The organism is Rhizobium sp. SSA_523 (assembly GCF_030435705.1).
Classification (GTDB): Bacteria; Pseudomonadota; Alphaproteobacteria; order Rhizobiales; family Rhizobiaceae; genus Neorhizobium.
Genome location: NZ_CP129382.1, coordinates 1,607,480 through 1,630,506 on the forward strand (window position 1 = coordinate 1,607,480; position 23,027 = coordinate 1,630,506).

Below are 23,027 nucleotides of genomic sequence, written 5' to 3' on the forward strand. Positions count from 1 at the left end.
GGGTTTATTCGGCGGCGGCGGCCAGGGCGTGTTGCAAGCTGTGAGCCGCGGTCTGAGCCAAGCTCTGAGACTGGAGCCGAGACTGAACTTGAGACTGAACTTGCGACTGGACCTCCGGCTGCCAATCCTGCCAGGCGATCACGCCGGACAGCCGCGAATGCACGTCGCCGGCCAGCGGCACGACCAGCACCCGGCCCGGATCGACCGGTCCCGGAAAGTTGAGCGCGCCATAGCGCACTTTCTCGAAGCCGAGCGGCATGTAATAGGGCGGATCGCCCACCAGGATCACCGCTTCCGACCCCTTGCGACGCGCCGCCTCGATGGCGATCCGCACCAGTTCGCGGCCAATTCCCAGATTTTTGTGGGAGGGGCGAACCGCCAGCGGCCCGAGAAGATGAGCGTCCACCCCGCCCGCCCGCACGGCAGTCATTCTGACGGAGCCGATGGTCTCCCCGCGATCGGCGCAGATAAAGGACAGGCTGCGGTCATGCGGACCCTGCTCGCGGATGCGCGCGGCGGCCTTGGCGAACCGGCCGGGGCCGAAGGCCTCTGCATTGATGATGTCGATGATGGCGTCGTGCGACGCGTCCTCGGTGAGGTAGACGAGCTCGTGATCATGCATGGGAAGCTGAAACCAGATAGCGATAAGGGACAACGGTCGGCGCGGCGCACAGGATCTGGCACCGTGAAAGGTCGTTCAGCGTCGTCGCAGGATCCGAGTTTCAGTCATATCGTCGCTATCTCCGATTTCCGACCGAAGTAACAGCAAAACCATGTCCCGTCCATCGGAAAACACACTGTCCATCGATCGAGGACTCGATATTTTCGCCGCCATCGCCACATTGCACGAAACCGCAGCAAAAATGGGAAGAGCCTCATGGGACGATTGGTCGACGGTCACTGGCAGGATGTCTGGTACGACACGAAATCGAGCGGCGGCCGTTTCAAGCGCGCGCAATCGAGTTTCCGCAATTTCGTCACCCAGGATGGCGCGCCGGGCCCGACCGGCAGCGGCGGCTTCATGGCGGAAGCGGGCCGCTACCATCTGTATGTGTCGCTTGCCTGTCCCTGGGCGCATCGCACCCTGATCTTCCGCAAGCTGAAGGGGCTGGACGATCTGATATCCGTCTCCGTCGTGCACCCCTTGATGGCCGAGAATGGCTGGGAGTTCCGCCCTGATGACGATCCCGCGGCAACGCCCGATCACCTGTTCGGCCTGTCGACGCTCTGGCAGGTCTACGTGAAGGCCGATCCGCATTATACCGGCCGGGTGACAGTGCCCGTTTTGTGGGACAAGCAGACCGGCACTATCGTCTCCAATGAATCGGCCGATATCATCCGCATGTTCAACAATGCCTTCGATGGACTGACGGGATCGACGGATGATTTTTATCCCGAACCGCTGCGCGCCGAGATCGATGCCGTCAATGATCGTGTCTACGACAGCGTCAACAACGGCGTCTACAAGGCCGGCTTTGCCACCACGCAAGAGGCCTATGAGGAGGCCGTCTCGGCGCTGTTCGACAGCCTGGATTGGCTGGACTCGCGTCTGTCGGACCAGCGCTACCTCTTCGGCAATCGCCAGACGGAAGCGGACTGGCGGCTGTTCACCACGCTGGTGCGTTTCGATCCCGTCTATGTCGGCCACTTCAAGTGCAATCTGAAACGCATTGCGGACTATCCGAACCTTCAGTCCTATCTGCTTGATCTGGCTCAGGTTCCGGGCGTGGCAGAGACGATCAGCCTGGCGCATATCAAGGCGCATTACTATTGCAGCCACAAGACGATCAATCCGACCGGGATCGTGCCGCTTGGCCCTCTGATCGACCTGACGGCGCCGCACGGGCGGGAGCGCCTCGGCTGAACTTGCATGTGTGATGTCGCGCGTGTGATTTTGCGCGTGTGATTTTGCGCGTCACCGGCCGTCCGGCCGGCGCTTGGGCCAGCCGACGGGCGCTTGGGACTCACCAGAGATCGGCCTTCGCCGTCTCGCCGGACAATTCGCGCAGCCGCCGCAAGGTTGCCGCCGTGACCGTGTCCGGCAGGGCGTCCAGTGCAAAGAAGCCGCTTTCGGCGATCTCGCCATCGGGGGATCTCGGCGCCGTCTGTCGCACGACGGCCCGGAAAAACACCACGTGATCGCGGCGGCTGGCGCCGGCATTCTGGTAGATGTGAAAAAGGTCCGGCGCTGCCGCCATTTCGAGATTGCCCTCTTCGCGCAATTCCTTGACGAGCGCCGAAAAGACGGTTTCGCCGTGCTCGACACCACCGCCCGGCATGTACCAGCCGGGCACATAAGTGTGGCGGACCAGGAAGATGCGACCGGCTTCGTCGAAGCAGGCGGCGCGCACGCCAAGCGTCATGCCACGGGTGAAAGCGAACAGCCGATGCAGGAAAAACACCATCAGGCGCGTGCGCCAGCTGCCGATTTCGGCAATCCCTGTCTTGCGCGCCCCTGCCTCCCCCTTGGCGTCATGGCCTCTTGGCTCTATGTCTCGACCCATGTTCACGTTCGCGCATATCTCCGACATCCATTTGGGCCCATTGCCGCGTCTCACCGTGCGTGAACTGGCATCCAAGCGCATAACAGGCTTTATCAACTGGCACCGGAACCGGCGCAAGCATTTGCTGGTCAATACGCTCGACCTTCTGTTGAGCGACATGCGCCTGCGCAGTCCCGACCATCTGATGATCACCGGCGACCTCGTCAACCTGGCCACGTCGATCGAAATCCGGCTGGCGGCGGAATGGCTGGAAAGCGTCGGGGATCCGATCGACACGACCGTCGTGCCCGGCAATCACGATGCCTATGTCCCGGGCGCCCATGATCGCTCCGTCAATGCCTGGTATCCTTTCATCGCCGGCGACGCCTCCCCCCGCGAATGGACGGATGACGAACATCTGTTTCCCACCTATCGACGGCGCGGCCCTGTGGCGATCATCGGCTGCTCCACATCCAATGCCACGCTGCCCTTCTCCGCCGGCGGTTATTTCAGCGCGCGGCAGGCTCGCGAGACTGCCAATCTGCTGCGGCAGGCGAAGGCGGACGGCCTGTTTCGCGTGGTCCTCATCCATCACCCGCCGATCCGCGGCGCCGCGCCCTCGCATAAACGCATGATCGGCATCCGACGCTTCGCGGCGGCTCTGTCTCTCGGCGGTGCCGAACTGATCCTGCACGGCCACACGCATCTGAACACGCTCTACATGCTGCGCACGCATCACGGCGAAGTGCCGGTCCTGGGTATTGCCTCCGCCTCCCAGGGGCCGGGCGGTCACAAGCCGGCCGCCGCCTATAATTACTTCACCCTGACCGGCGAGCCCGGCGCCTGGAACCTGGCCTGCGATCGCTATGGCCTGAACGCCGCGGCGGACGCCATCGAACACGAGCAGCGCCGCGTGCTGCTTGGCCAGCCGCAGGAGCTTCCCGTTCCGCCGCCGCTGGAACTGGATCTTTAGCCATGCCTGATTCGGCGCCGCTTTCGGCCCGCAAAACGAAGAAGGGTCAGGATGAGCCTGATCCCGCAGAAAAAGTGCAGAAAAACGTCAGTCAAGCGCAATCCCACTCTAGCTTGGCGAAAGCCCGGCATGCTTAACTGCCCACCCATCGAGCCAATCGACCGTCAACCAGAATGAGCGAATCCCATGGACTGTGTGCCCGCAAGATCGGATATCAGACGCGACCTCGTCGCCATTCTTCCGAGATTGCGGCGCTTTGCGCTGGCGCTCTGCCGGGATGAAAGCCGCATCGAGCACCTCCTGGGCAAGGCCTGCGAGGAGGCGGTCTCCCGAACGGTCGAGCTGCAGGGGGATGCGCGGCTCGACCTGTGCCTGTTTTCCATCCTGCGCCGGCTGGCGCGGCAGGATGCCCACAAACTCAAGCTTGCAGAGCAGGAAAATAGCGGCCGCAAGGCCGCGATGAAGGCCGCGCGCTCCTCCCGCCTCATTATCGACATGCTTGCCGAAGATTCTGCCGCGGCATTCCTTCTTTGCGCCGTCGAAGGCCTCAGCTACCGCGAGGCCGCCGCCGTCATGGCGACGACGGAAGAGGCCATTGCCCAATCCATTTTGAACGCACGCCGCGAGCTGAAGGCTCTGGCGGTCAACAATAGCGAGCTAAGAGCCTGATGGCTGATCAACGCAAGAGCTCCGAAGCGCAGTTTTCCGCCCATCTGGACGGTGAACTTTCGGAAATCGAAGCCGCAGCGCTGGATGCACTGCTGGAACAGGATTCCCAGGCCCGGGCGGCACTCGATGCGCTGCGGCGCGCCGACACGATCGGCCGGGAGCATTTCGACGAACTCCTGAAGGAGCCGGTATCGCTTGATCTCGTCCGCTCCATCAAGACCGCCTCGGAACCCCGCCGCGTCGTGCAATTGCCGCAGACGGGACGCCGCGCATTGCGGTTGCGCCCGACGCTGGCAACGGTGATTGCCTCGTCGCTGCTGATGTTCGGGCTTGGAACCGGCGCCGGCTACATGTTCGGCGCCCGGCCCAGCATGGTCACCTATGCCGATATTGCCGGCGATCCCGCCAAGGCCTGGATGGATGACGTCGCCTCGCATTACCGGCTCTTCTCGCGTCAGTCCCGGCATCTCGTCGAAGTGCCAGCCAATGAGTCGGCGCATATTGTCGAATGGCTGATGGCCACGACGGGCGTTTCCTTCCGCATTCCCGACCTGTCCGCCGAAGGGCTCGATTTTCTGGGCGCCCGCCTCTATTCCGCCGGCGGCCGGCCGGTCGGCCAGCTGATCTACCGCAATCGCGACGGCGATATCATCGGCATTTCCTTTGCCAAGAATATCGCGCCGATCGAGAGCGACATGCGCGAGGTCATTCGCGACGATATCGGCATGGTCGCCTGGCAGGGGCTTCAGGCAAGCTACGTCGTAACCGGCCCCTCTTCCGACGCCTTCCTCGACACGCTGGCAGGCAAGGTCGCCCGCATCATCTGACGCAGGGCGTGGCCGATACCGGGCGTCAGGCGACCTGACGACGGTGCGCGGCCGTCATGTCCTCGCTCGTTGCCGAAACCTTGAAGCGCCCGATCATCTCATAGAGGCTCGCCGCTTCCGCAGCCAGGGTCTGGGCCGCCGCATTGGCTTCCTCGACGGTGGAGGCATTCTTCTGCGACACCTTGTCGAGGCTGCCAATGGCGGCATTGATCTCGTTGATTCCCACCGACTGCTCGCGCGCGGCCGCAGAGATCGCCTGGACATTGCCGTCCACGTCCAAAACCTTGCGCACGATCTCGCGCAGTGCTTCGCCTGTATTGGCCACCAGCGTGACGCCGTGTTCGACGGACGAGGCCGAGGCGGCAATCAGCGCCTTGATCTCCTTCGCCGCCTGCGCCGAGCGCTGCGCCAGTTCCCGGACCTCCTGCGCCACGACGGCAAAACCCTTGCCGGCCTCGCCGGCGCGCGCTGCCTCCACACCGGCATTGAGCGCGAGCAGATTGGTCTGGAAGGCGATCTCATCGATCACCGAGATGATGTTCTCGATCTCCTTGGACGAGGTGACGATCCGCCCCATGGCCTCGGTGGCATCGCGCACGATCTTGCCCGAGGCCTCGGCCGATTGCCGGGTGGCGCTGACAAGCTGGCTTGCCTGGCCGGCGCTGACGCTGGAATCGCGGACCGTCGTGGCGATCTGTTCGACAGCGGCCGCCGTCTCCTCGACGGACGCCGCCTGATGTTCGGAATTGCGGGCAATATCGTCGGAGACGGAGCGGATCACCGCGGCATTGGCGGCCAGAACCTCGGCCGAATGCTGGATGGAGCCCACCGTGGCCTCCAGCGCCCGCGCCGCAGCATTGAAATCCTGCCGCGTGCGCTCCAGTGCCGTATCGATGGGCGTGTTGATCTCCACTGTCAGATCGCCCGATGCCAGCCGGCCTATGGCATCGCCGATCGTCTCGACGGCCTGCATGCGCGCGGTGATATCGGTCGCAACCTTGATGACCTTGTAGACGAGGCCGCGGGAGTTGAAGACCGGCGTATAGGCCGCCTGGATCCAGACGCGCCGACCGCCTTTGCCGATCCGCACGAAATTATCGGCAATATATTCCCCTGCCCGCAGCCGGTCCCAGAACCGCGCATAATCGCTGGTCGCCACATAGGCCGGATCGCAGAACAGGCGGTGGAACTGTCCGACCACCTCATCCGCCCGATAGCCCATGGCGGATAGGAAATTGTCGTTGACCTTCGAGACGCGGCCATCGGGCTCGAATTCGATGATCGCCTGGGACTGATCGATGGCCCGCAGGCGGTTGCCGTCGTTCAGCGCCTGGATGCGGCTTGTCGTGATGTCGCTGGCGATCTTCAGCACGCGGACGACCTTGGAGCCGCGGAAGACCGGATTATAAGTTGCTTCGATCCAGATGTCTTCGCCGGACTTCTTCTGCCGGCGAAACTGTCCGCTCTTGAAGTGACCGGCGGCCAGATCGCTCCAGAAGGCATTGTAATCCGGCGCGGAGCGGATGGCTTCTTCGCAGAACATGCGATGGTGCTGGCCGACGATCTCGGTCAGCTGGTAGCCCAGCGTCTTGCAGAAATTCTCGTTTGCGTTCAGCACCGTGCCGCTGGGGGAGAACCAGATCATCGCCTGCGAGCGCGAGATGGCCTTCATTTCCTCGCTGCAATTCGACCCTCTCAGGAATCCGCCCAATGCCATTGCCTATCTCCCCTATGTGTAAAGCGTATTCAACCGGAGATAGATTTCGCAATTGCTAAAAGACAATTTGAATAAGTGAGGGGTTATAAATTGTAGAAGGCGCTCAAGAACGAGCGGACGAAAATCCGCCTCGTGAGGCTGTTTTCCGAGCGGTTAACGCAAATCCCGCCGGTCATCCTCCTACCGGCCTTCACCATCATCGATGTGCGAAGCGCCGCGCCGAGGTGACAAGCGCAACTGTAACGAGCGTCACGGCGAGCATTGCGGGGCTCACCGCCTCTCCAAGCAGGAGGGCCGAAAGAAGGAGCCCGAAGAAGGGCTGGAGCAATTGCAACTGGCCCACCGAAGCGGTTCCGCCGAGGGCCAGGCCGCGATACCAGAAGACGAAGCCGATCAGCATGCTGAAGACGGAGACATAGGCCAATCCGCCCCAGGCAGCGGCACCGATGCGTGAGAAATCGCCCGGAATGGTCGCAAGCGCGATGGCGGCCATCAGCGGCAGTGCGACGATGAGCGACCAGCAGATCACCTGCCAGCCGCCGAGGCGGCGCGATAGCCTTGCGCCTTCGGCATAGCCGAGGCCGCAGACGAGAATGGCGAGGATCATCAGGATGTCGCCGGACAAGGCGCCGCCGCCCCCGGAAACAAGAGCGAAGCCGGCCACGCAGCCGCTTCCCGCCAGGGCAAAGATCCAGAACAGCGGCCTTGGCCGCTCCCCGCCCCGGATCACGCCGAACACGGCGGTCGCCAAAGGCAGCAGGCCGATAAAGACGATCGACCGCGCCGATGTCATGCTCTGCAGTGCCAGAGCCGTCAGAAGCGGGAAGCCGACGACGACGCCGAGCGCGATGACCAGGAGGGACGGAAGGTCGGCGACAGCCGGCCGCGGCCGGCGCAAGGCGGACAGGAGGAGGCCCGCCAGCACGGCTGCGATCACGGCGCGCGCGGATGTCAGGAACAGTGGCGACAGATCCGTCACCGCAATGCGCGTCGCCGGCAGTGAGCCACTGAAGATCACGACGCCGAGAAGCCCGCTGATCCAGCCATCCGTTGCATCCTTCATCCGTCCCCGCTTTCGCTGTCGTTCTGCCCCATCCCATCGTCGACGGGCGGCTTCGAGTGGTGAGTCTGGACAGAAAATGCGACGGGCGGTCTGGCAAAGACAGGCACAAATCTGTACAATTTGGACAAACTGTACTGAAACATTTGCCCATACAGACTGGAGACGGCATGGCTGAAGGTCACGCCAACCGAACCGTTCATCTTGTCGAGGCCATGCGCCGGCGCATTGCCGGCCGGGCGCTGATGCCGGGCGACCGCCTGCCTTCGGTGCGCGCCTTCGCCAAGACCATGGCAGTTTCGCCGAGCACTGTCGTGGAAGCCTATGACCGGCTGGTCGCCGAAGGCCTGATCCGGGCGGTGCGCGGCGCCGGCTTTTTCGTCCGTGACCAGGTCTCCCAGCCTTTGACCCTGATGGCAGCCGAAACCCCGCCGCAAAGGGCCGTCGATCCCTTCTGGGTCTCCCGCCAATCGCTGGATGCCGACGAGACCACGCTGAAACCCGGTTGCGGCTGGCTGCCGCCGGACTGGCTGCCACATGAAGCCATCAGCCGCGCTCTGCGGCATCTGGCGCGCAGCGACGCGGCGCTGTTGTGCGACTATGGCAGCACGCGCGGCCTTCAGGCCCTGCGCCGCCTGCTGCTCGCACGTTTCGAGGAGGAGCGGCTGAGCCTCGGCTCCGAACAGATCCTTCTGACGTCCAGCGGCACCCAGGCGCTGGATCTGGTGTGCCGCTTCCTGTTGCGCCCGGGTGATACCGTGCTGATCGACGATCCCTGCTACTTCAACTTCCAGGCTCTGCTGAAAGCCCATCAGTCTGCCGTCATCGGTGTGCGCTATACCGAAAACGGGCCTGACATGACCGAGTTCGAAGCAATCCTTCGCGAGAGGCAGCCGAAACTCTATCTAACCAATTCGGCTCTCCACAACCCGACGGGTGCTACGCTTTCCCCGCACACGGCCCACCGCATGCTCTCTCTGGCGGCCGAGCACCGGATGACCATTGTCGAGGACGATATTTTTGCGGATCTGGAGCCGGAGCCCTCGGTGCGGCTGGCGGTGCTGGATGGCCTGACGCATGTCATCCGGATCGGCAGCTTTTCGAAAACGCTCTCCGCCTCGCTCCGATGCGGCTACATCGCGGCGCGTCCGGACTGGATCGAAGGTCTGATCGACCTGCAGGTGGCGACGCAATTCGGCGGGCCGAGCCCCTTGACGGCTGGGGTGATCGCGGAGGTGCTTGGCTCCGGCAGTTATCGCAAGCATCTGGAGGCCCTGCGCCGACGCCTGGCGCACCAGCGCAGCGAGGTGGCGGACCGGTTGAAGGCTCTGGGGATCACGCCGGTGCTGATGCCGCGGGGCGGCTTCTATCTCTGGTGCCGACTACCGGCTTCCTGCTCTTCCACCGCCCTTGCCCAGACGGCGCTTGCCGAAGGGCTTGTGCTCGCACCCGGCAATGTCTTCAGCATTGGCCAGAGCGCCGACCAGCTGATGCGCTTCAACACCGCCCAGATGAGCGATCGGCGGATCGACCTGATCCTGGCAAGGGCCCTGCAAGCGCAATCCGGCGCGTGACGCGCCGGATGCTAGTGTCTTCGGTCAGGCGTCATGGCCGGCCGGCTTGTGTGGCGAAGCGCGGCGCGATCGTTCAGACAGACCCGCCACGCCCCTCTTTCACCGCGTGGCAAGCACGCGATTGGCCGCGGACACGATGGCTTCCAGCGACGCGGTCACGATGTTCTTGTTGATGCCTGCGCCGAAAAGCTTGCCGCCGGCATGCTCCACCTCGACATAGGCGATGGCCGCGGCATTCGACCCGTGCTGCAGCGAATGCTCGGAATAATCGGCCACCGACAGATCCGTGCCGAGATAGAGCGACAGCGCGTTGATGAAGCCGTCGATCGGGCCCGTGCCTTTGCCCTCGATCCGCTTCACCTCGCCGCCATCGGTGATCTCCGCGGCCACAACCCGGATGCCCTTCTGATCTGTACCGGCTGGATAGGTGTGGTGGTCGACGAATTTGATGCGGCCTTCCGGCTGCTCGACATAGCGTTCGATGAAACGCTCAAAGATGCGCCTGGACGGAAGCTCCGTGCCTTCTTCATCGGTGATGCGCTGGATATCCTCGCGGAATTCGACCTGCAGATTGCGCGGCAGGTTGATGCCGTAATCCTGGCTGAGGATATAGGCGATGCCACCTTTGCCGGACTGCGAGTTGATGCGGATGATCGCCTCATAGGTCCGGCCGACATCCTGAGGGTCGATCGGCAGATAGGGAACCTCCCAGATTGACGAATTGGCCTTTTTGATCGCCTTCATGCCCTTGTTGATCGCATCCTGGTGCGAGCCGGAAAAGGCGGTATAGACCAATTCGCCCACATAGGGATGGCGCTCGGGTATGACCATCTCGTTCGAATATTCGTAAACCGCCTTGATGCGCTCGATATCCGTGCAATCCAGCTGCGGATCGACACCCTGGGTATACATGTTGAGCGCCAGCGTCACCACGTCGACATTGCCGGTCCGCTCGCCATTGCCGAACAGCGTTCCCTCGACACGATCCGCACCGGCCATCAAGCCGAGTTCGGTGGCGGCAATGCCGGTGCCGCGGTCGTTATGCGGATGCAGCGAGATGATGATGTTCTCGCGATTGTCGATATTGCGGCACATCCATTCGATCTGGTCGGCATAGATATTGGGCGTGGCCATTTCCACGGTCGATGGCAGGTTCAGGATCAGCTTGTTGTCCGGCGTGGGCTTCACCTCGGCAATCACCGCATTGCAGATTTCCAGGGCCACGTCCAGCTCCGTGCCGGTGAAGCTTTCCGGCGAATATTCGAAGCGGAAGCCGCCATTGTCGCCGGTCGCCGCCTTGGTCGACATGTCCATGATCATCTTGGCCGCATCGACCGCGATCTGCTTGATGCCTCCCACATCCTTGGCAAACACGACGCGCCGCTGCAATTCGGAGGTGGAATTGTAGAAATGGATGATCGGTCGATGCGCGCCTTCCAGCGCCTCGAATGTGCGGGTGATCAGTTCGGGCCGGCATTGCACCAGAACCTGCAGCGACACATCCGCAGGCACATTGCCCTCTTCGACGCACCAGCGGGCGAAATCGAAATCCGTCTGCGAGGCGGAGGGGAAACCGATCTCGATCTCCTTGAAGCCCATATCGAGCAGCAGCTTGAACATGCGCGCCTTGCGGTCGTGCCCCATCGGGTTGACCAGAGATTGGTTGCCGTCGCGCAGGTCGACAGAACACCAGATCGGCGCCTTGTCGATGACCTTGGAGGGCCAGGTGCGATCCGGAATGTCGATGGTGGGATAGGGACGATATTTGCGGGAGGCGTCGGCCATGCCCTTCATGCCGGAAGAGACAGGCGTGGCGGTGGAATTCTTGGCATCCATTTTTTCTTCTCCTTCGCGTCCAGCGTCGGCGCCAGTGTCAAACTGTGTCAAAACCTGTGCCAGTATCCTGTGGCAAAAGCCTGTTACAGCGCCGCGACGATGGATCAAGGCCTCAGAGGAGGCTTTTGGTCTTCAAACGGGGGATTTTGTGCGAGGAGCTCATGCCGGCAGGCTGTTCGGCCGCCGGGCGCTCCTCAACGGACCCGGCAACCGCGGATAAGGCCGAGAAGAAGAAGCGAGTTTAGGGCGAACGAAGACGCGCGGTGTGCCATCCGGCCCGCGGCGTATGAAGCAGCAATGATGTCGCCCGAATTCTTCATGTCACGAGACATAACGCGAGACGAAGGACAGTGCAAGAGGGCGCGCCGTCCTTCAATGCTCGTTCATGCCGTTCCGATAAGGCTGCCCGGAGCGCCCACCGGCTTTCGCGACCCGCCGCAGCTCAACCGGATGCGAAGATCCGCTTCAGACCGAGCATCAGCCCGCCGGCGAGAAGCCCCCAGAAAGCGCCGGAAATGCCGGCAAAGGCCGTTCCCGATGCGGTGACGAGAAAGGTGAGCGCCGCCGCCTCGCGCATATCGGCATCGCGGAAGGCGGCCTGGGCGGCGCTGGAAAAGGCACCGATCAGGGCCAGGCCCGCCACCGCCTGCAGCAGGATGGGCGGCGACAAAGCGACGAAGGCAATGATGCCGGAGGCCAGCAGGCCGAAGAAGATGTAGCCGATGCCGGCAATGATGGCCGACCAGTAGCGGCGGGCGGGATCCGGATGCGCCTCCTCGCTGGCGCACATGGCCGCCGTGATCGCCGCCAGATTGACCGGCACGCCGCCGAAGATCGCGCCAATGGCGGAAAAGGCGCCGGTGGCGACGAACAGCGGATTGGGCGCCGGTTCATATCCGTTCACCTTCAGGATCGCTATGCCCGGAATGTTCTGCGAGGCCATGGTGACGATGAAGAGCGGAATGGCGATCGATATGAAGCCGTTCAGGGTGAAGACCGGCATGACCGCGATCAGCTGCGGATGGATCGAATGTCCGAGCTGCGCAAGCACATCGGCCGGCAGATCGACGCCGAGCACCAGCACGCCGGCAAAGGCCAGAAGCGCGGCCGGCACGGCCCAGATCCGGCGCCAGATCACCACCACGATCCAGGTCAGCACGATGGGAAGGCCGAGGAAAGGGTTGAAGGCCACCGCCTTGACCGGCGCCAGACACAGATTGACGAGGATGCCGGCCAGCATGGCATTGGCAAGCGGAGCCGGGATCATGCGGATGGCGCGCCCGAGCGGGGAGAAGAGGCCGGACAGGACGATCAACCCTGCCGCGAGCAGGAAAGCGCCGACTGCGACGGGAAAACCACCTTCCACCATGCCCACGCCAGCCAGAAGAGCCGCTCCCGGCGTCGACCAGGCGATGCTGATCGGCATGCGCTTCCACACCGCCAGGAGAATCGCCAGCACACCCATCAGGACGGAGAGCACGAGAAGCGCCGACGCCACCTCATCCGGGCTTGCGCCCATGGCCGTCAAACCCTGCATGATGACCGCAAAGGAGCTGACGAAACCAACAAAGGCGGCAAGCAGCCCCATGATCGAGGCCTGGACTGACAGATCTTTGAGCATGCAAAACCATCCGCATGGCGATTGTTGCGATGGCCGGAGTGAGACCAGAAAGCGAGGGTCTCGGCAAGTCTCCGCCGGCTCCTTTCCGTTCTCCTCGATCTTTCTCCGCTGGCCCGAAGCTCATTCCCGGCCCGGCCCGGCTTGAACAGGCCTGGCCAGGCATGAGCTTCGGGCCAGATAAGCCTCGCCGGCGGCCCAAAGACCGTGGCAAACCTGCCTTCCTGGCGCGCGAGGCGCGCTTTGCCTCTTGCTTTGCGCCCCCCTTTTGCATACGACCCCCTCCGACGCATTCGGGGCGTCCCGTTCACTTCCGCCGGCAACGGCAGGGTTCACGAAGGATGAAGCCTTGATCCAGACTCCCTATTATCTCATCGACAAGTCGAAGCTGATCGCCAACATGGAAAAGATCGCGAGACTGCGCGAACTGTCCGGCGCCAAGGCGCTGCTGGCGCTGAAATGCTTTGCCACCTGGGGCGTGTTCGACGTGATGCGCGACTATATGGACGGCACCACCTCGTCCTCGCTCAACGAAGTGCGCCTGGGCCATGAACGTTTCGGCAAGGAAACCCACGCCTATTCCGTGGCCTATGCCGATTACGAGATTGATGAGGTCGTCAGCCATGCCGACAAGATCATCTTCAACTCGATCGGCCAGCTGCAACGCTTTGAAAAACAGTCCGCCGGCATCATCCGCGGCCTGCGGCTGAACCCCGGCATCTCCTCCTCCAGCTTCGATCTGGCGGATCCGGCCCGTCCCTTCTCGCGGCTTGGCGAATGGGATGTCGCCAAGGTCGAGCCGGTGATGGACATGATCTCGGGCTTCATGATCCACAATAATTGCGAGAATGGCGATTTCGATCTCTTCGACAGGATGCTCGGCGAGATCGAGACCAAATTCGGCGTGCTTCTGAAGAAGGCGGAGTGGGTGAGCCTTGGCGGCGGCATCCATTTTACCGGCGAGCACTATCCGCTGGAACGATTTGCCGAGCGCCTGAAGCGCTTTGCCGGTGATTTCGGCGTGCAGGTCTATCTGGAGCCCGGCGAGGCCTCCATCACCAAATCGACCACGCTGGAAGTCACCGTGCTCGACAAGCTCTACAACGGCAAGGACCTTGTCGTGGTGGATTCATCCATCGAAGCGCACATGCTGGATCTCTTGATCTATCGTGAGAATGCGAAGGTCTTTCCCAACCAGGGACCACATCGTTACATGGTCTGCGGCAAATCCTGCCTGGCCGGCGACATTTTCGGCGAGTTCGATTTCGAGAACGCGCTGAACGTGGGCGACCGGATCTCCATCCAGGATGCCGCCGGATACACGATGGTCAAGAAAAACTGGTTTAACGGCGTGAAAATGCCGGCAATCGCCATCCGCGAACTGGATGGCAGCATCAGGACGGTCCGCGAATTTTCGTACACGGACTACGAACAAAGCCTTTCCTGAAATTCCTCAGGCGAAGGTTTCTGACGATTGGACAAGGAGTTGGTCCCCATCATGAGAAAGAACGTGCTCATCATCGGCGCTGGCGGCGTCGCGCAGGTCGTGGCGCATAAATGCGCACAGAACAACGACGTGCTGGGCGATTTGCACATCGCATCGCGCACCAGGTCGAAATGCGATGCGATCATAGCAAGCGTGCACGACAAGAAGGCGATGAAGCAGGCGGGCGTGCTGGAAGCGCATGCGCTGGACGCGCTCGATATCGAGGCAACGAAGGCGCTCATCAAGGCGCTGAACATCCAGATCGTCATCAATGTCGGCACCGCCTTCCTCAACATGTCGGTCTTGCGCGCCTGCATGGATACCGGTGCCGCCTATATCGATACCGCCATTCATGAAGAGCCGAACAAGATCTGCGAAACGCCGCCATGGTACGGCAACTATGAATGGAAGCGCGCCGCCGAGTGCAAGGAGAAGGGCATTACCGCCATTCTCGGCGCCGGCTTCGATCCCGGCGTCGTCAATGCCTATGCGCGGCTTGCCAAGGATGAATATCTGGACAAGGTCACGGATGTCGACATCGTCGACATCAATGCCGGCAGCCATGGCAAATATTTCGCGACGAATTTCGATCCGGAAATCAACTTCCGCGAATTCACCGGCGTCGTCTATTCCTGGCAGGGCGGCGAGTGGAAGGTGAACAAGATGTTCGAGATCGGCAAGGATTACGATCTGCCGGTGGTCGGCACGCGTCGCGCCTATCTCTGCGGCCATGACGAAGTGCATTCGCTGGCCAAGAACATGGATGGCGCCGATGTGCGCTTCTGGATGGGCTTTGGCGATCACTACATCAATGTCTTCACGGTCCTGAAGAATATCGGCCTGCTGTCCGAACAGCCGGTCAAGCTCGCCGACGGCTCCGAAGTCGTGCCGCTGAAGGTCGTCAAGGCCTGCTTGCCGGATCCCGCCTCGCTTGCCCCGAACTACGAAGGCAAGACCTGCATCGGCGACTATGTGAAGGGGTTCAAGGACGGCAAGGAAAAGACCGTCTTCCTCTACAACGTCGCCGACCATAAGGAGGCTTACAATGAGGTGGGCAGCCAGGGCATTTCCTACACGGCGGGCGTGCCTCCCGTCGCAGCCGCCATGCTGGTTGCCACCGGCGAATGGGATGTCAAGGCAATGGCGAATGTCGAGGAACTGCCCCCCAAGCCCTTCATCAACCTGTTGAACAAAATCGGCCTGCCGACCCGCATAAAGGACGAAAACGGCGACCGGGCCGTCGAGTTCTAACCGGCATTGCAGACGGTGTGAGAGACGCGACCCCGCTGGAGCGATCCGGCGGGGTTTTTTGTTATCCAACGTTCGCGTGGCCGCCGAGTGGACTGATGGCCTCGGCTAACGCATCATGAAGCTTGCGGAAGCTTGGCGAGACACATTCAGCGGGATTGAATTGTGCACCTACGGCCGTTGCCAATTCGACTTTACGCAGACCGCCAGTGAAATAGCCGTGAGGTTTCATCACCCGTTCCAGGGCTTCCCACGTACCTCCAGCAATTTTATCACAATCTCGATATGCTTGCTTGGAAACCGTATTTGCGTTGAGCTTAGGATAAGCGGCCCTAACAGCTTTCCATTCGCCGAAAAACCACGCTTCCAGCTCTTCGATCGCAATACGATTGACAACCTGCCACACAGGGTTTGCGCTGGCTTTTGTATTCAAACCGGCTTTTGTGGAGATATCGTCCAGTGAAGTTTTAAGTGAGGCACAATCATCGTCATCCCTATCCACTAGCACCACGATACGATGGTCTTGCGGAAGCCATCTGGCGTAACCCCGCAAGCGACCGTCCAGCTTCTTCAACAGGTCCGATTTGCCTTGATAGGTGTGAATATCAAATGTGGCTTGAGCGGCTAGGATACGAGGCAAAAGAACCGATAAGAACGCCTCCATAGACGGCTCTTCTACTAAAAACTCAAAATGTGTAGCCATCACGAGAATATTTTCCTTTTTGGGCCGCCTTGATTTACGAGAGGATCGCCTACACCAAAGTGTCCTTCCAGCCAAAGGTCACCCAGTAGTGCACCTTCACTCATGAACTCATTGATGCCAACGATATCCCCGGCCGTCGCCACCTGCGTGTATCCAAACTCATCGCGATAAAGCACACGGGCTTCATTCGGTTGGAGGGCATTTAGAAAGAATGGAGAGTGTGTCGTAACAAGCAACTGACCTTTTTCTGCTGCTGCTCGGCATTCTTCCGCTAGGCCGTAAAGCAGGCGTGGATGCAAAAAGTTCTCTGGCTCTTCGATGCCAATAAACGGGGGCGGATCTGGATCATAAAGAAGCACCAAATAGGCCAACATCTTAAGGGTTCCGTCCGAGGCAAAGCGTGAGAGAACAGGGTTCTCGAAGGGGGCGTCTTTGATGGTAAGCAGAAGGCGCCCATCTGGCATAGCTTCCGCCATAACTTTTTCGATCCTAGGCACGCGGCGCCGCAATACCTGAAATATGTTTTCCAGACGATCAGGATGTTGCTCACTCAAGTATTGAATCACGTTCGCTAAATTATCGCCCGTTCTGGACATTCGTTCTTGCGGCCCCGCTTCAGGCTGCCCGCGGGTATTGTCAACCGAAAAGTAGGAGACATGCCATCCAGTTATAAAATCACGTAGCGCAGCTACACGAGGATGCTCTGCAAACTGCCCCAGCGCGTTGACTGCAATTAGGTCCGGAGACTTCAGGGGAATATCAACACGAGTATCATCAGCCTCAGGGGACTGTCCGCTAATTGCCCGGCCAATACCCTCTTTGTAGTCGAGAAAGCGAAACGGTTGTCCGGTTGCTCCTCTCCTCCATTTCAGCCATTCCTCCGCGACGACCGGCGACCCATTTTTCTCGTCCACGGCAAGATGGTAGGTTATGATGGGGTACCCTGGCTCAGTGTACTTGATCTCGATAACGATCGGACCTTCACTACCTCGAGTCTTGAGCTCCCGACCTCTTCCACGCCTGTCCCACGCTCGTCGCAGACCACCTTCGAAACACTCTGATAGAAATGCAAAAACGTCGAAAACCGTAGATTTTCCACTTCCATTGGGGCCTAACAAGACTGTTAGCGGTGTGATATTTTTTAATTCGACGCTGCGAAGTGCACGGAAATTTTCGACACGGAGATAGGTAATACGAGCAGGCTTGACTGACTTCTTCGCGGTGTTCTTCGAAATTTGCATTTTGGCCCCTCACTGCCGTCACCGTACATACTGACTGATTGCGCCGCAACTGACAGCAAAAAGTTCGAAGCTCGCAACAAGCCTTTTAGCTCCAAGAGAAGTTCGCGATAGCGGTCCTTCACACAGTTTTCTTCAACCAATGATTGGTGATGGTTTTGTTGTAGTCCGTGATGTTGGCGAAAGAACCCTGATTTCGAGGTCGTTTTCATCAGATCAGGGACTAAACAGCTAGCCCTTGCAGCCGTCTCCTCTTCAATAGTTAGTTCAAAAGAATCTCACCTACCCCCCAAGCCTGCGCACCTCGTCTGCCGTCAGGTCCCGCACCGCGCCCTTTGCAAGCGTCCCCAGCTCCAGGCTGCCGATGGCGATGCGGATGAGGCGCAGCACCGCAATCCCCTCCACCTCCAGCATCCGGCGGATCTGGCGGTTCTTTCCCTCGGTCAGCACGAATTCAAGCCAGCTGTTCTTGTCGCCTTTGCGGATGAGGGCCACGCGCTCGGCGTTCAAGGATTCGCCCTTGTGTTCGACGCCGGCGGCAAGGCGGGCAAGCACTTCCGGGGAAACCTGCCCCTCCACCTGCACATGATAGGTTTTCGCCACATGGGTTTTCGGATCCATCAGGCGGTTGGCGAAGTCGGTGTCATTGGTGAAGAGCAGCAGGCCTTCGCTCGCTTTGTCCAGCCGGCCGATGGCGGAGAGATGGGTGGCCTCGATGTCCTTCAGGCAGTCGAACACCGTCGGGCGGCCTTGCGGGTCGTGCCGTGTTGTAACGAGCCCGCGCGGCTTGTTCAGCATCAGGTAGATCCGCCGTTCCGCCGCGACCCGTTCGCCATCGACGAAGATCGTATCCGCCGCCAGATCCACCCAGGTCTCCGGATCGGTGATCACCCGGCCACCCAGGCGCACGCGGCCTTGCGCGATCAGCGCCTCCGCCTGCCCGCGCGAGCAGAAACCGAGCTTGGAGAGCGCCCGCGGCAGGGTGGCGCGCTGGCCCGCCTCGGCCTTTCGCGGCAAGGCCTGCCTGCCACGACGGTTGTCCGGCGTCCTGGCCGGCCCGGCCGGCGGGCGATTGCGGCTGTTCTTCACCATGCTGATCCCAGGTCAGACCCCGTTGCTCAAGACAGGCTTTGCCCATAAAGCAGAGCCGCACCGTTTGGAAGAGAGGCGCCCATGAACCAGAACGAGATCATCGACCAGACTGCGGTCGTCACGGAGCTAGTCACGCTGCGCGATTACTGGCGCTATGCGATCTCCCGCTTCAACGCCGCCGAGCTGAGCTATGGCCACGGCACCGATACGGCAAGCGACGATGCCGCTTTCCTGATCCTCGATTCCCTCGAATTGCCCATCGACGTGCTGGATCCCTTCCTCGATGCGAAGCTTCTGCCCGCCGAGCGCCGCATGCTGGCCGAGCGTATCGAGATGCGTGTCATGAGCCGCAAACCCTCCGCCTATATCACCGGCCGCTCCTATATCCAGGGCGTGCGCTTCCATGTGGATGAGCGGGTCATCGTGCCGCGGTCCCATATCGGCGAAATCCTGTTTTCGGAATATCTGAACGAGAACGGCTCGGCCTTCCTGCCGGATCCGATGCTGGTGGAAAGCGCGGTCGATCTCTGCACCGGCTCCGGTTGCCTGGCCGTGCTGGCCGCGAAATTCTACCCCAATGCCCGCGTCGATGCGGTCGATCTTTCGGCCGATGCGCTCGATGTGGCCGCGATCAATGTCGAGGCCCATGAGGTGGAAGACCAGGTGGAGCTTCTCGAGGGCGATCTTTTTGCGCCCATCGCGGGCCGCACCTATGATCTGATCATCACCAATCCGCCTTATGTCGACCATGAGGCGCTCGATGGGTATCCGCCGGAATATCAGGCGGAACCGCGGCTCGCCCATGATGGCGGCGTTGACGGGCTGGATCTGGTGCGGCGGATCCTGAGCGATGCCCCGCAATTCCTCAATGCCGGCGGCGGTCTCTTGTGCGAGATCGGCTCTGGCCGCGAGATCCTCGAAGAGGAATTCCCGCATCTCGATTTTGCCTGGATCGAGACCGCGCAGTCGCAGGATGCCGTCTTCTGGATCTCGGCCGAAGCGCTCGGCGTCAGCGACGGAACGGACTGATGCCGGACTGGCGTCCGATCAGGGCTCCAGCACCGTCCGGGCGGCGGCGATGACCGCCTTGGTCAGTCCCGACAGCTGATCGGCGGCCATGCGGTTCACCTGCCAGTACAAGGGCACGTCCAGTCCCATAGACGGCGCCAGTTCCACCAGCCGGCCGCTCGCCAGGTGATCCTGAACCAGAACCGCCGGGTTCATCCCCCAGCCCATGCCGGAAAGACAGGCATCCACAAAGCCCTGGGTGGAGGGCAGCCAATGCGTGGGATGATTGAGATCATGGCCGCATAATTTGCGGATCCACTCCCCCTGCAGAAGATCCTTCTGGTTGAAGGTCAGCGCCGGGGCCCGTTCCAGCGAGACCTCGCTCACCCCCTCGCCGAAATAGCGCTCCTTGAATTCGGGGCTGGCGGTGGCGAGGTAGCGCAGGTTTCCCAGCCTTGTCATGCGACAGCCCTGCACCTGCTTGCCATAGCCGGTCACGGCGGCCACCACCCGGCCCCGCTGCAGCCATTCGGCGGTATGATGCTGGTCGTCCACCTCGATCTTCAAGAGATAGTCCGTCGCATTGGCAAAATCGGCCGCCGCCTTGAGAAACCAGGTGCCCAGGCTATCGGCATTGGTGGCGAGATGCAGTGTGACCCGCAGGGCCGGCGCCTCGCGCTCCGAGAGCCGCGGCAGGTTTTGCAGCAGGTCCTTTTCCAGCATGCCCACATGCTCGACATGCCGGCACAGCCAGGCGCCGTGCTCCGTTGCCGTGCAGGGCGAGCCTCGCTGTATCAGCACCGTGCCCAGCCGCTCCTCCAATTGCTTGACGCGCTGCGACACCGCCGAGGGTGTGACATGCAGAAGCGCGGCCGCCCTTTCGAAGCTTCCCGTCTGAACGACCGCCGCCACGGCCCGCAAGGCAGAATAGTCCAGCATCATTAGCCCCGCTTAATCAGCCTAAGGGATATTCAGTAGCTGATTAGCTCAGCTGCATTTACAAAAGGTTCAAGACGCCACGAGATCCGCGCCGCCATGAACATCACCATCTACCTGACCGGACTGACCATGGGGCTGAGCCTCATTGCCGCCATCGGCGCTCAAAACGCATTCGTGCTGCGCCAGGGGCTGCGCCGCGAACACGTGGCGGCCGTCTGCCTCTCCTGCGCGCTTTCCGATGCGCTGCTGATCACGCTTGGCGTCTCAAGCTTCGGCCGGATCATCGAGATCATGCCATGGCTGGATCCGCTCATGCGCGCCGGCGGCGCCGCCTTCCTGCTGTGGTATGGCGCCCGCAGCCTCAAATCCGCCCTGGCCTCCACCGATATGCTCCTGGTCGGCGCCGGCATGAGCGTGCCGCTCTCCCGCAGCCTGATGACCTGCCTGGCGCTCACCTGGCTGAACCCGCATGTCTATCTCGATACGGTCGTCCTGCTGGGAACCATTTCCACCCAGTTTCCCGGACATGAAACGAGCTTCGCACTCGGCGCCATAACCGGGTCCTTCCTGTTCTTCTTCGCGCTGGGCTATGGCGCGGCATGGTTGCGTCCGCTCTTTGCAAGGCCACAGGCCTGGCGCATTCTGGAGGCCGTAATCGCCCTCGTGATGTTCAGTATCGCCGCTCGCCTCGTCTTTGGCAACTGATGCCAACCAAAGTGAATCGGCCGTGATCACAGGCGTTCGCACGAGGCGCGGCAGGATGGTTGCCTGTCAGATGTAAAGCGGCGCCATGCGCCGCCAGGCAGCGCCCTGATGCGCCCGGCCATCCCAGACATGCAACCGGTGCGGGATCGCCTTTTGCGACAGCAGGTGGCTCAGATGCCGGTTATTGTCGAGGAAGGGATCGTCGGCGCCAATGACGAGCACGATATCCAGGCGCCGCAGCGCCTCGAGCTGCGCCGACGGCCCGAGATTGGGCAAAAAATGCGTCGGCATGCGGAAATAGACATCCTCATCGTAATGGCCATCCAGCAGGTCGCCGAAATGCTCCACCGGCAGGGTCAGGTCGTAGCGGCCGGAAAAGGCGGCGAGTTTGCAGAACAGATGCGGGTGGCGAAGCGCGATGCTGGCCGCCTGGAAGGCGCCGAGGCTGCAACCATGCGCAATGGTGCAGTCATGGCCATTGCGCGCCTGCATCAGCGGCAGGACCTCGTTCAGCACATAATCCTCGAACACGGCGTGCCGGCTGAGGCGCTCGAAAGGTCTGCGCCAGTCGCAGTAGAAACTTTCCCGGGCCAGGCCTTCAATGCAGAACAGCTGCAAATGCCGCGACCTGATCTTCTCCTCCAGGCTGGCCACCAGCCCCAGTTGCTCATATTCGAAAAACCGGCCGTCGCGGGTCGGGAAAACAAGAACCTTGGCACCGGCCTCCCCGAAAATCAGAAGCTCCATCTCACGATGGAGCCGGGGACTGAACCAGCGCAGATATTCCCGCTTCATGGCGCTCCGAAAAACTGCCTTACCGTCTTGGCGAGACGGTTCTGTTGCGACGCGGAGCCAGGATAATCGAAGTGACCGGCGTCGAGGATGAAAGTTTGATTAAATCTCGATGACGAAAGCGTATTGGCGATCGAGAACTGGCAGGGTGGCGCCACTGCCGGATCGAAGAGCGCAACCGCCGTCAGCATCGGCACGGCAATGCGGGCAGCCGCCGTGGCGGCATCGTAAAGCCGCAACGCCTCGTCGACCTCCGGATGGCGCTTGCGATAGACCTGCACGGCGGCGGCGCTGCCTGTCGTCGGAAGCGTGAGCCAAAGCGGCCGGTTGCCGAAGGTGGGCACTTCCAGGAAGCCGCGATCGATGCGGGGATCGAAGGGAATGGCAAGGGCGCCGATCCCGCCGCCGAAGCTGATGCCGCTATAGCCGATACGGTCCCGGACATCCGGAAGAAGCGCGCCGAGCGTAGTCACCGCAAGCCAGAGATCCTCGACGCAGCCGCCGATCACATATCGGGACGGATCGTCGATCGAATGCAGCACATGCCACAGCGGATCGGCTGAAATGCGAGGATGGCGGCTCTTGCCGAGGCCGCGAAAGCACAGGAAGAACAGTGCCGCATCGCTGACCGGATAGTCGAAATCCGGTGCCTCGCGCCCACCATATCCATGGCCGACCACGATCCCGCGGCGCACCGGCCCCTGTTTCGGCGTCAGCAGCCAGCCTTCGATCTGCACCTCATCCGTCGAGGTGAACCGCACCTCCTCCACCAGCCAGCGCGGATCTGACAGAGACGATGGCCGACGAACCGGCTGCGGATCAACCGCCAGCGCGCGGCGATAACGCTCCTGCCAGAATGGGTCGAAGCCGGGTGGTGCCTCCGGTGCCGTCAGCGCCTCAAGGTCGGCCTGGGCCATGCCATAGCTCGGATCGAAATCGAAAGGGTGATCGGCGGGAATGGGCATCGGCGCCTTCTCTGGTGCTGCGCTTGGTCTGCGGGCAGGCGTTTGTGCCCGTCCCGAGACGAAAACCCCCGCCGATCGCTCGGCGGGGGAGAAA

21 protein-coding genes are annotated in these 23,027 nt (G+C 61.5%); 9 read left to right on the plus strand and 12 right to left on the minus strand.

From position 1 onward, the window contains the following. Nucleotides 1–4: 4 nt before the first annotated feature. Nucleotides 5–622 carry a GNAT family N-acetyltransferase gene (locus tag QTJ18_RS16110; protein ID WP_252751194.1) on the minus strand — a complete coding sequence of 206 codons (618 nt, stop codon included), beginning with the start codon at nucleotides 620–622 and terminating at the stop codon, nucleotides 5–7. A gap of 255 nt (nucleotides 623–877) precedes the next feature. Here QTJ18_RS16110 and QTJ18_RS16115 point away from each other — a divergent pair, with 255 nt between their 5' ends. Next, nucleotides 878–1,864, plus strand: coding sequence for a glutathione S-transferase family protein (locus tag QTJ18_RS16115; protein ID WP_252751195.1), 987 nt, complete (start codon nucleotides 878–880; stop codon nucleotides 1,862–1,864). 100 nt (nucleotides 1,865–1,964) lie between these two features. Here the strand turns inward: QTJ18_RS16115 and QTJ18_RS16120 are convergent, their stop codons facing one another. Then, entirely contained in the window at nucleotides 1,965–2,405 is a 441-nt protein-coding gene (locus QTJ18_RS16120; RefSeq protein WP_252751361.1) for an NUDIX domain-containing protein, read from the minus strand. Between the two features lie 97 nt (nucleotides 2,406–2,502). Here QTJ18_RS16120 and QTJ18_RS16125 point away from each other — a divergent pair, with 97 nt between their 5' ends. From QTJ18_RS16125 to QTJ18_RS16135, 3 genes are all read left to right on the plus strand, one after another. Next, complete coding sequence (locus QTJ18_RS16125; RefSeq protein ID WP_252751196.1) at nucleotides 2,503–3,456, plus strand: metallophosphoesterase family protein; 954 nt, start codon at nucleotides 2,503–2,505, stop codon at nucleotides 3,454–3,456. A gap of 186 nt (nucleotides 3,457–3,642) precedes the next feature. Further along, entirely contained in the window at nucleotides 3,643–4,125 is a 483-nt protein-coding gene (locus QTJ18_RS16130) for a sigma factor-like helix-turn-helix DNA-binding protein (protein WP_252751197.1), read from the plus strand. Next, complete coding sequence (locus QTJ18_RS16135; protein ID WP_252751198.1) at nucleotides 4,125–4,952, plus strand: anti-sigma factor family protein; 828 nt, start codon at nucleotides 4,125–4,127, stop codon at nucleotides 4,950–4,952. The genes QTJ18_RS16130 and QTJ18_RS16135 overlap by 1 nt, the downstream gene beginning before the upstream one ends. 25 nt (nucleotides 4,953–4,977) lie before the next feature. Here QTJ18_RS16135 and QTJ18_RS16140 read toward each other — a convergent pair whose 3' ends face one another. Both QTJ18_RS16140 and QTJ18_RS16145 read right to left on the minus strand, forming a co-directional pair. Beyond that, complete coding sequence (locus tag QTJ18_RS16140; protein ID WP_252751199.1) at nucleotides 4,978–6,669, minus strand: methyl-accepting chemotaxis protein; 1,692 nt, start codon at nucleotides 6,667–6,669, stop codon at nucleotides 4,978–4,980. Nucleotides 6,670–6,865: 196 nt separating this feature from the next. Then, nucleotides 6,866–7,732 (minus strand): DMT family transporter, encoded by an 867-nt coding sequence (locus tag QTJ18_RS16145; protein ID WP_252751200.1) that lies wholly within the window; start codon nucleotides 7,730–7,732, stop codon nucleotides 6,866–6,868. 167 nt (nucleotides 7,733–7,899) lie between these two features. Between QTJ18_RS16145 and QTJ18_RS16150 the strand changes: the two genes are divergently transcribed. Then, complete coding sequence (locus QTJ18_RS16150; protein ID WP_252751201.1) at nucleotides 7,900–9,303, plus strand: aminotransferase-like domain-containing protein; 1,404 nt, start codon at nucleotides 7,900–7,902, stop codon at nucleotides 9,301–9,303. A gap of 99 nt (nucleotides 9,304–9,402) precedes the next feature. Here QTJ18_RS16150 and leuA read toward each other — a convergent pair whose 3' ends face one another. Together leuA and QTJ18_RS16160 are read right to left on the minus strand one after the other, a co-directional pair. Beyond that, nucleotides 9,403–11,139, minus strand: a complete 1,737-nt coding sequence (gene leuA, locus QTJ18_RS16155) for a 2-isopropylmalate synthase (RefSeq protein ID WP_252751202.1) — start codon at nucleotides 11,137–11,139, stop codon at nucleotides 9,403–9,405. A 442-nt stretch (nucleotides 11,140–11,581) separates the two neighbouring features. Next, the gene (locus tag QTJ18_RS16160; protein ID WP_252751203.1) at nucleotides 11,582–12,760 is read right to left on the minus strand and encodes a benzoate/H(+) symporter BenE family transporter; all 1,179 of its coding nucleotides are present in this window, start codon (nucleotides 12,758–12,760) and stop codon (nucleotides 11,582–11,584) included. 346 nt (nucleotides 12,761–13,106) lie between these two features. On the opposite strand from QTJ18_RS16160, the gene QTJ18_RS16165 reads away from it, so the two are divergent. Continuing rightward, nucleotides 13,107–14,204: a carboxynorspermidine decarboxylase gene (locus QTJ18_RS16165; protein ID WP_252751204.1), complete on the plus strand. Its 1,098-nt coding sequence runs from the start codon at nucleotides 13,107–13,109 to the stop codon at nucleotides 14,202–14,204. A 51-nt stretch (nucleotides 14,205–14,255) separates the two neighbouring features. Then, the gene (locus tag QTJ18_RS16170) at nucleotides 14,256–15,494 is read left to right on the plus strand and encodes a saccharopine dehydrogenase family protein (protein WP_252751205.1); all 1,239 of its coding nucleotides are present in this window, start codon (nucleotides 14,256–14,258) and stop codon (nucleotides 15,492–15,494) included. A 61-nt stretch (nucleotides 15,495–15,555) separates the two neighbouring features. Here QTJ18_RS16170 and QTJ18_RS16175 read toward each other — a convergent pair whose 3' ends face one another. From QTJ18_RS16175 to QTJ18_RS16185, 3 genes are all read right to left on the minus strand, one after another. Then, on the minus strand, nucleotides 15,556–16,194 hold the full coding sequence (locus tag QTJ18_RS16175) for a DUF4276 family protein (RefSeq protein WP_252751206.1): 639 nt from the start codon (nucleotides 16,192–16,194) through the stop codon (nucleotides 15,556–15,558). Continuing rightward, the gene (locus QTJ18_RS16180; RefSeq protein WP_252751207.1) at nucleotides 16,194–17,435 is read right to left on the minus strand and encodes an AAA family ATPase; all 1,242 of its coding nucleotides are present in this window, start codon (nucleotides 17,433–17,435) and stop codon (nucleotides 16,194–16,196) included. The genes QTJ18_RS16175 and QTJ18_RS16180 overlap by 1 nt, the downstream gene beginning before the upstream one ends. 279 nt (nucleotides 17,436–17,714) lie before the next feature. After that, the gene (locus QTJ18_RS16185) at nucleotides 17,715–18,524 is read right to left on the minus strand and encodes a pseudouridine synthase (protein WP_252751208.1); all 810 of its coding nucleotides are present in this window, start codon (nucleotides 18,522–18,524) and stop codon (nucleotides 17,715–17,717) included. Between the two features lie 81 nt (nucleotides 18,525–18,605). Here QTJ18_RS16185 and prmB point away from each other — a divergent pair, with 81 nt between their 5' ends. Continuing rightward, the gene (prmB, locus tag QTJ18_RS16190; RefSeq protein WP_252751209.1) at nucleotides 18,606–19,553 is read left to right on the plus strand and encodes a 50S ribosomal protein L3 N(5)-glutamine methyltransferase; all 948 of its coding nucleotides are present in this window, start codon (nucleotides 18,606–18,608) and stop codon (nucleotides 19,551–19,553) included. Nucleotides 19,554–19,571: 18 nt separating this feature from the next. Here the strand turns inward: prmB and QTJ18_RS16195 are convergent, their stop codons facing one another. Beyond that, a complete protein-coding gene (locus QTJ18_RS16195; protein WP_252751362.1) occupies nucleotides 19,572–20,471 on the minus strand; it encodes a LysR family transcriptional regulator ArgP in 900 nt (299 codons plus the stop codon). A gap of 96 nt (nucleotides 20,472–20,567) precedes the next feature. On the opposite strand from QTJ18_RS16195, the gene QTJ18_RS16200 reads away from it, so the two are divergent. Next, the gene (locus QTJ18_RS16200; RefSeq protein ID WP_252751210.1) at nucleotides 20,568–21,176 is read left to right on the plus strand and encodes a LysE/ArgO family amino acid transporter; all 609 of its coding nucleotides are present in this window, start codon (nucleotides 20,568–20,570) and stop codon (nucleotides 21,174–21,176) included. A gap of 66 nt (nucleotides 21,177–21,242) precedes the next feature. On the opposite strand, the gene QTJ18_RS16205 is transcribed toward QTJ18_RS16200, so the two are convergent. Together QTJ18_RS16205 and QTJ18_RS16210 are read right to left on the minus strand one after the other, a co-directional pair. After that, nucleotides 21,243–21,971 (minus strand): esterase family protein, encoded by a 729-nt coding sequence (locus QTJ18_RS16205; RefSeq protein ID WP_252751211.1) that lies wholly within the window; start codon nucleotides 21,969–21,971, stop codon nucleotides 21,243–21,245. Next, complete coding sequence (locus QTJ18_RS16210) at nucleotides 21,968–22,933, minus strand: acetylxylan esterase (RefSeq protein ID WP_252751212.1); 966 nt, start codon at nucleotides 22,931–22,933, stop codon at nucleotides 21,968–21,970. Before QTJ18_RS16210 ends, QTJ18_RS16205 begins: the two co-directional genes overlap by 4 nt. Between the last annotated feature and the right edge of the window lie 94 nt (nucleotides 22,934–23,027).

Excerpts from the sequence above, each read along its gene's own strand:
- QTJ18_RS16110 (WP_252751194.1), bottom strand. The coding sequence starts at position 622 with ATGCATGATCACGAGCTCGTCTACCTCACCGAGGACGCGTCGCACGAC.
- QTJ18_RS16115 (WP_252751195.1), top strand. The coding sequence starts at position 878 with ATGGGACGATTGGTCGACGGTCACTGGCAGGATGTCTGGTACGACACG.
- QTJ18_RS16120 (WP_252751361.1), bottom strand. The coding sequence starts at position 2,405 with ATGGTGTTTTTCCTGCATCGGCTGTTCGCTTTCACCCGTGGCATGACG.
- QTJ18_RS16125 (WP_252751196.1), top strand. The coding sequence starts at position 2,503 with ATGTTCACGTTCGCGCATATCTCCGACATCCATTTGGGCCCATTGCCG.
- QTJ18_RS16130 (WP_252751197.1), top strand. The coding sequence starts at position 3,643 with ATGGACTGTGTGCCCGCAAGATCGGATATCAGACGCGACCTCGTCGCC.
- QTJ18_RS16135 (WP_252751198.1), top strand. The coding sequence starts at position 4,125 with ATGGCTGATCAACGCAAGAGCTCCGAAGCGCAGTTTTCCGCCCATCTG.
- QTJ18_RS16140 (WP_252751199.1), bottom strand. The coding sequence starts at position 6,669 with ATGGCATTGGGCGGATTCCTGAGAGGGTCGAATTGCAGCGAGGAAATG.
- QTJ18_RS16145 (WP_252751200.1), bottom strand. The coding sequence starts at position 7,732 with ATGAAGGATGCAACGGATGGCTGGATCAGCGGGCTTCTCGGCGTCGTG.
- QTJ18_RS16150 (WP_252751201.1), top strand. The coding sequence starts at position 7,900 with ATGGCTGAAGGTCACGCCAACCGAACCGTTCATCTTGTCGAGGCCATG.
- leuA (WP_252751202.1), bottom strand. The coding sequence starts at position 11,139 with ATGGATGCCAAGAATTCCACCGCCACGCCTGTCTCTTCCGGCATGAAG.
- QTJ18_RS16160 (WP_252751203.1), bottom strand. The coding sequence starts at position 12,760 with ATGCTCAAAGATCTGTCAGTCCAGGCCTCGATCATGGGGCTGCTTGCC.
- QTJ18_RS16170 (WP_252751205.1), top strand. The coding sequence starts at position 14,256 with ATGAGAAAGAACGTGCTCATCATCGGCGCTGGCGGCGTCGCGCAGGTC.
- QTJ18_RS16175 (WP_252751206.1), bottom strand. The coding sequence starts at position 16,194 with ATGGCTACACATTTTGAGTTTTTAGTAGAAGAGCCGTCTATGGAGGCG.
- QTJ18_RS16180 (WP_252751207.1), bottom strand. The coding sequence starts at position 17,435 with ATGCAAATTTCGAAGAACACCGCGAAGAAGTCAGTCAAGCCTGCTCGT.
- QTJ18_RS16185 (WP_252751208.1), bottom strand. The coding sequence starts at position 18,524 with ATGGTGAAGAACAGCCGCAATCGCCCGCCGGCCGGGCCGGCCAGGACG.
- prmB (WP_252751209.1), top strand. The coding sequence starts at position 18,606 with ATGAACCAGAACGAGATCATCGACCAGACTGCGGTCGTCACGGAGCTA.
- QTJ18_RS16195 (WP_252751362.1), bottom strand. The coding sequence starts at position 20,471 with ATGCTGGACTATTCTGCCTTGCGGGCCGTGGCGGCGGTCGTTCAGACG.
- QTJ18_RS16200 (WP_252751210.1), top strand. The coding sequence starts at position 20,568 with ATGAACATCACCATCTACCTGACCGGACTGACCATGGGGCTGAGCCTC.
- QTJ18_RS16205 (WP_252751211.1), bottom strand. The coding sequence starts at position 21,971 with ATGAAGCGGGAATATCTGCGCTGGTTCAGTCCCCGGCTCCATCGTGAG.
- QTJ18_RS16210 (WP_252751212.1), bottom strand. The coding sequence starts at position 22,933 with ATGCCCATTCCCGCCGATCACCCTTTCGATTTCGATCCGAGCTATGGC.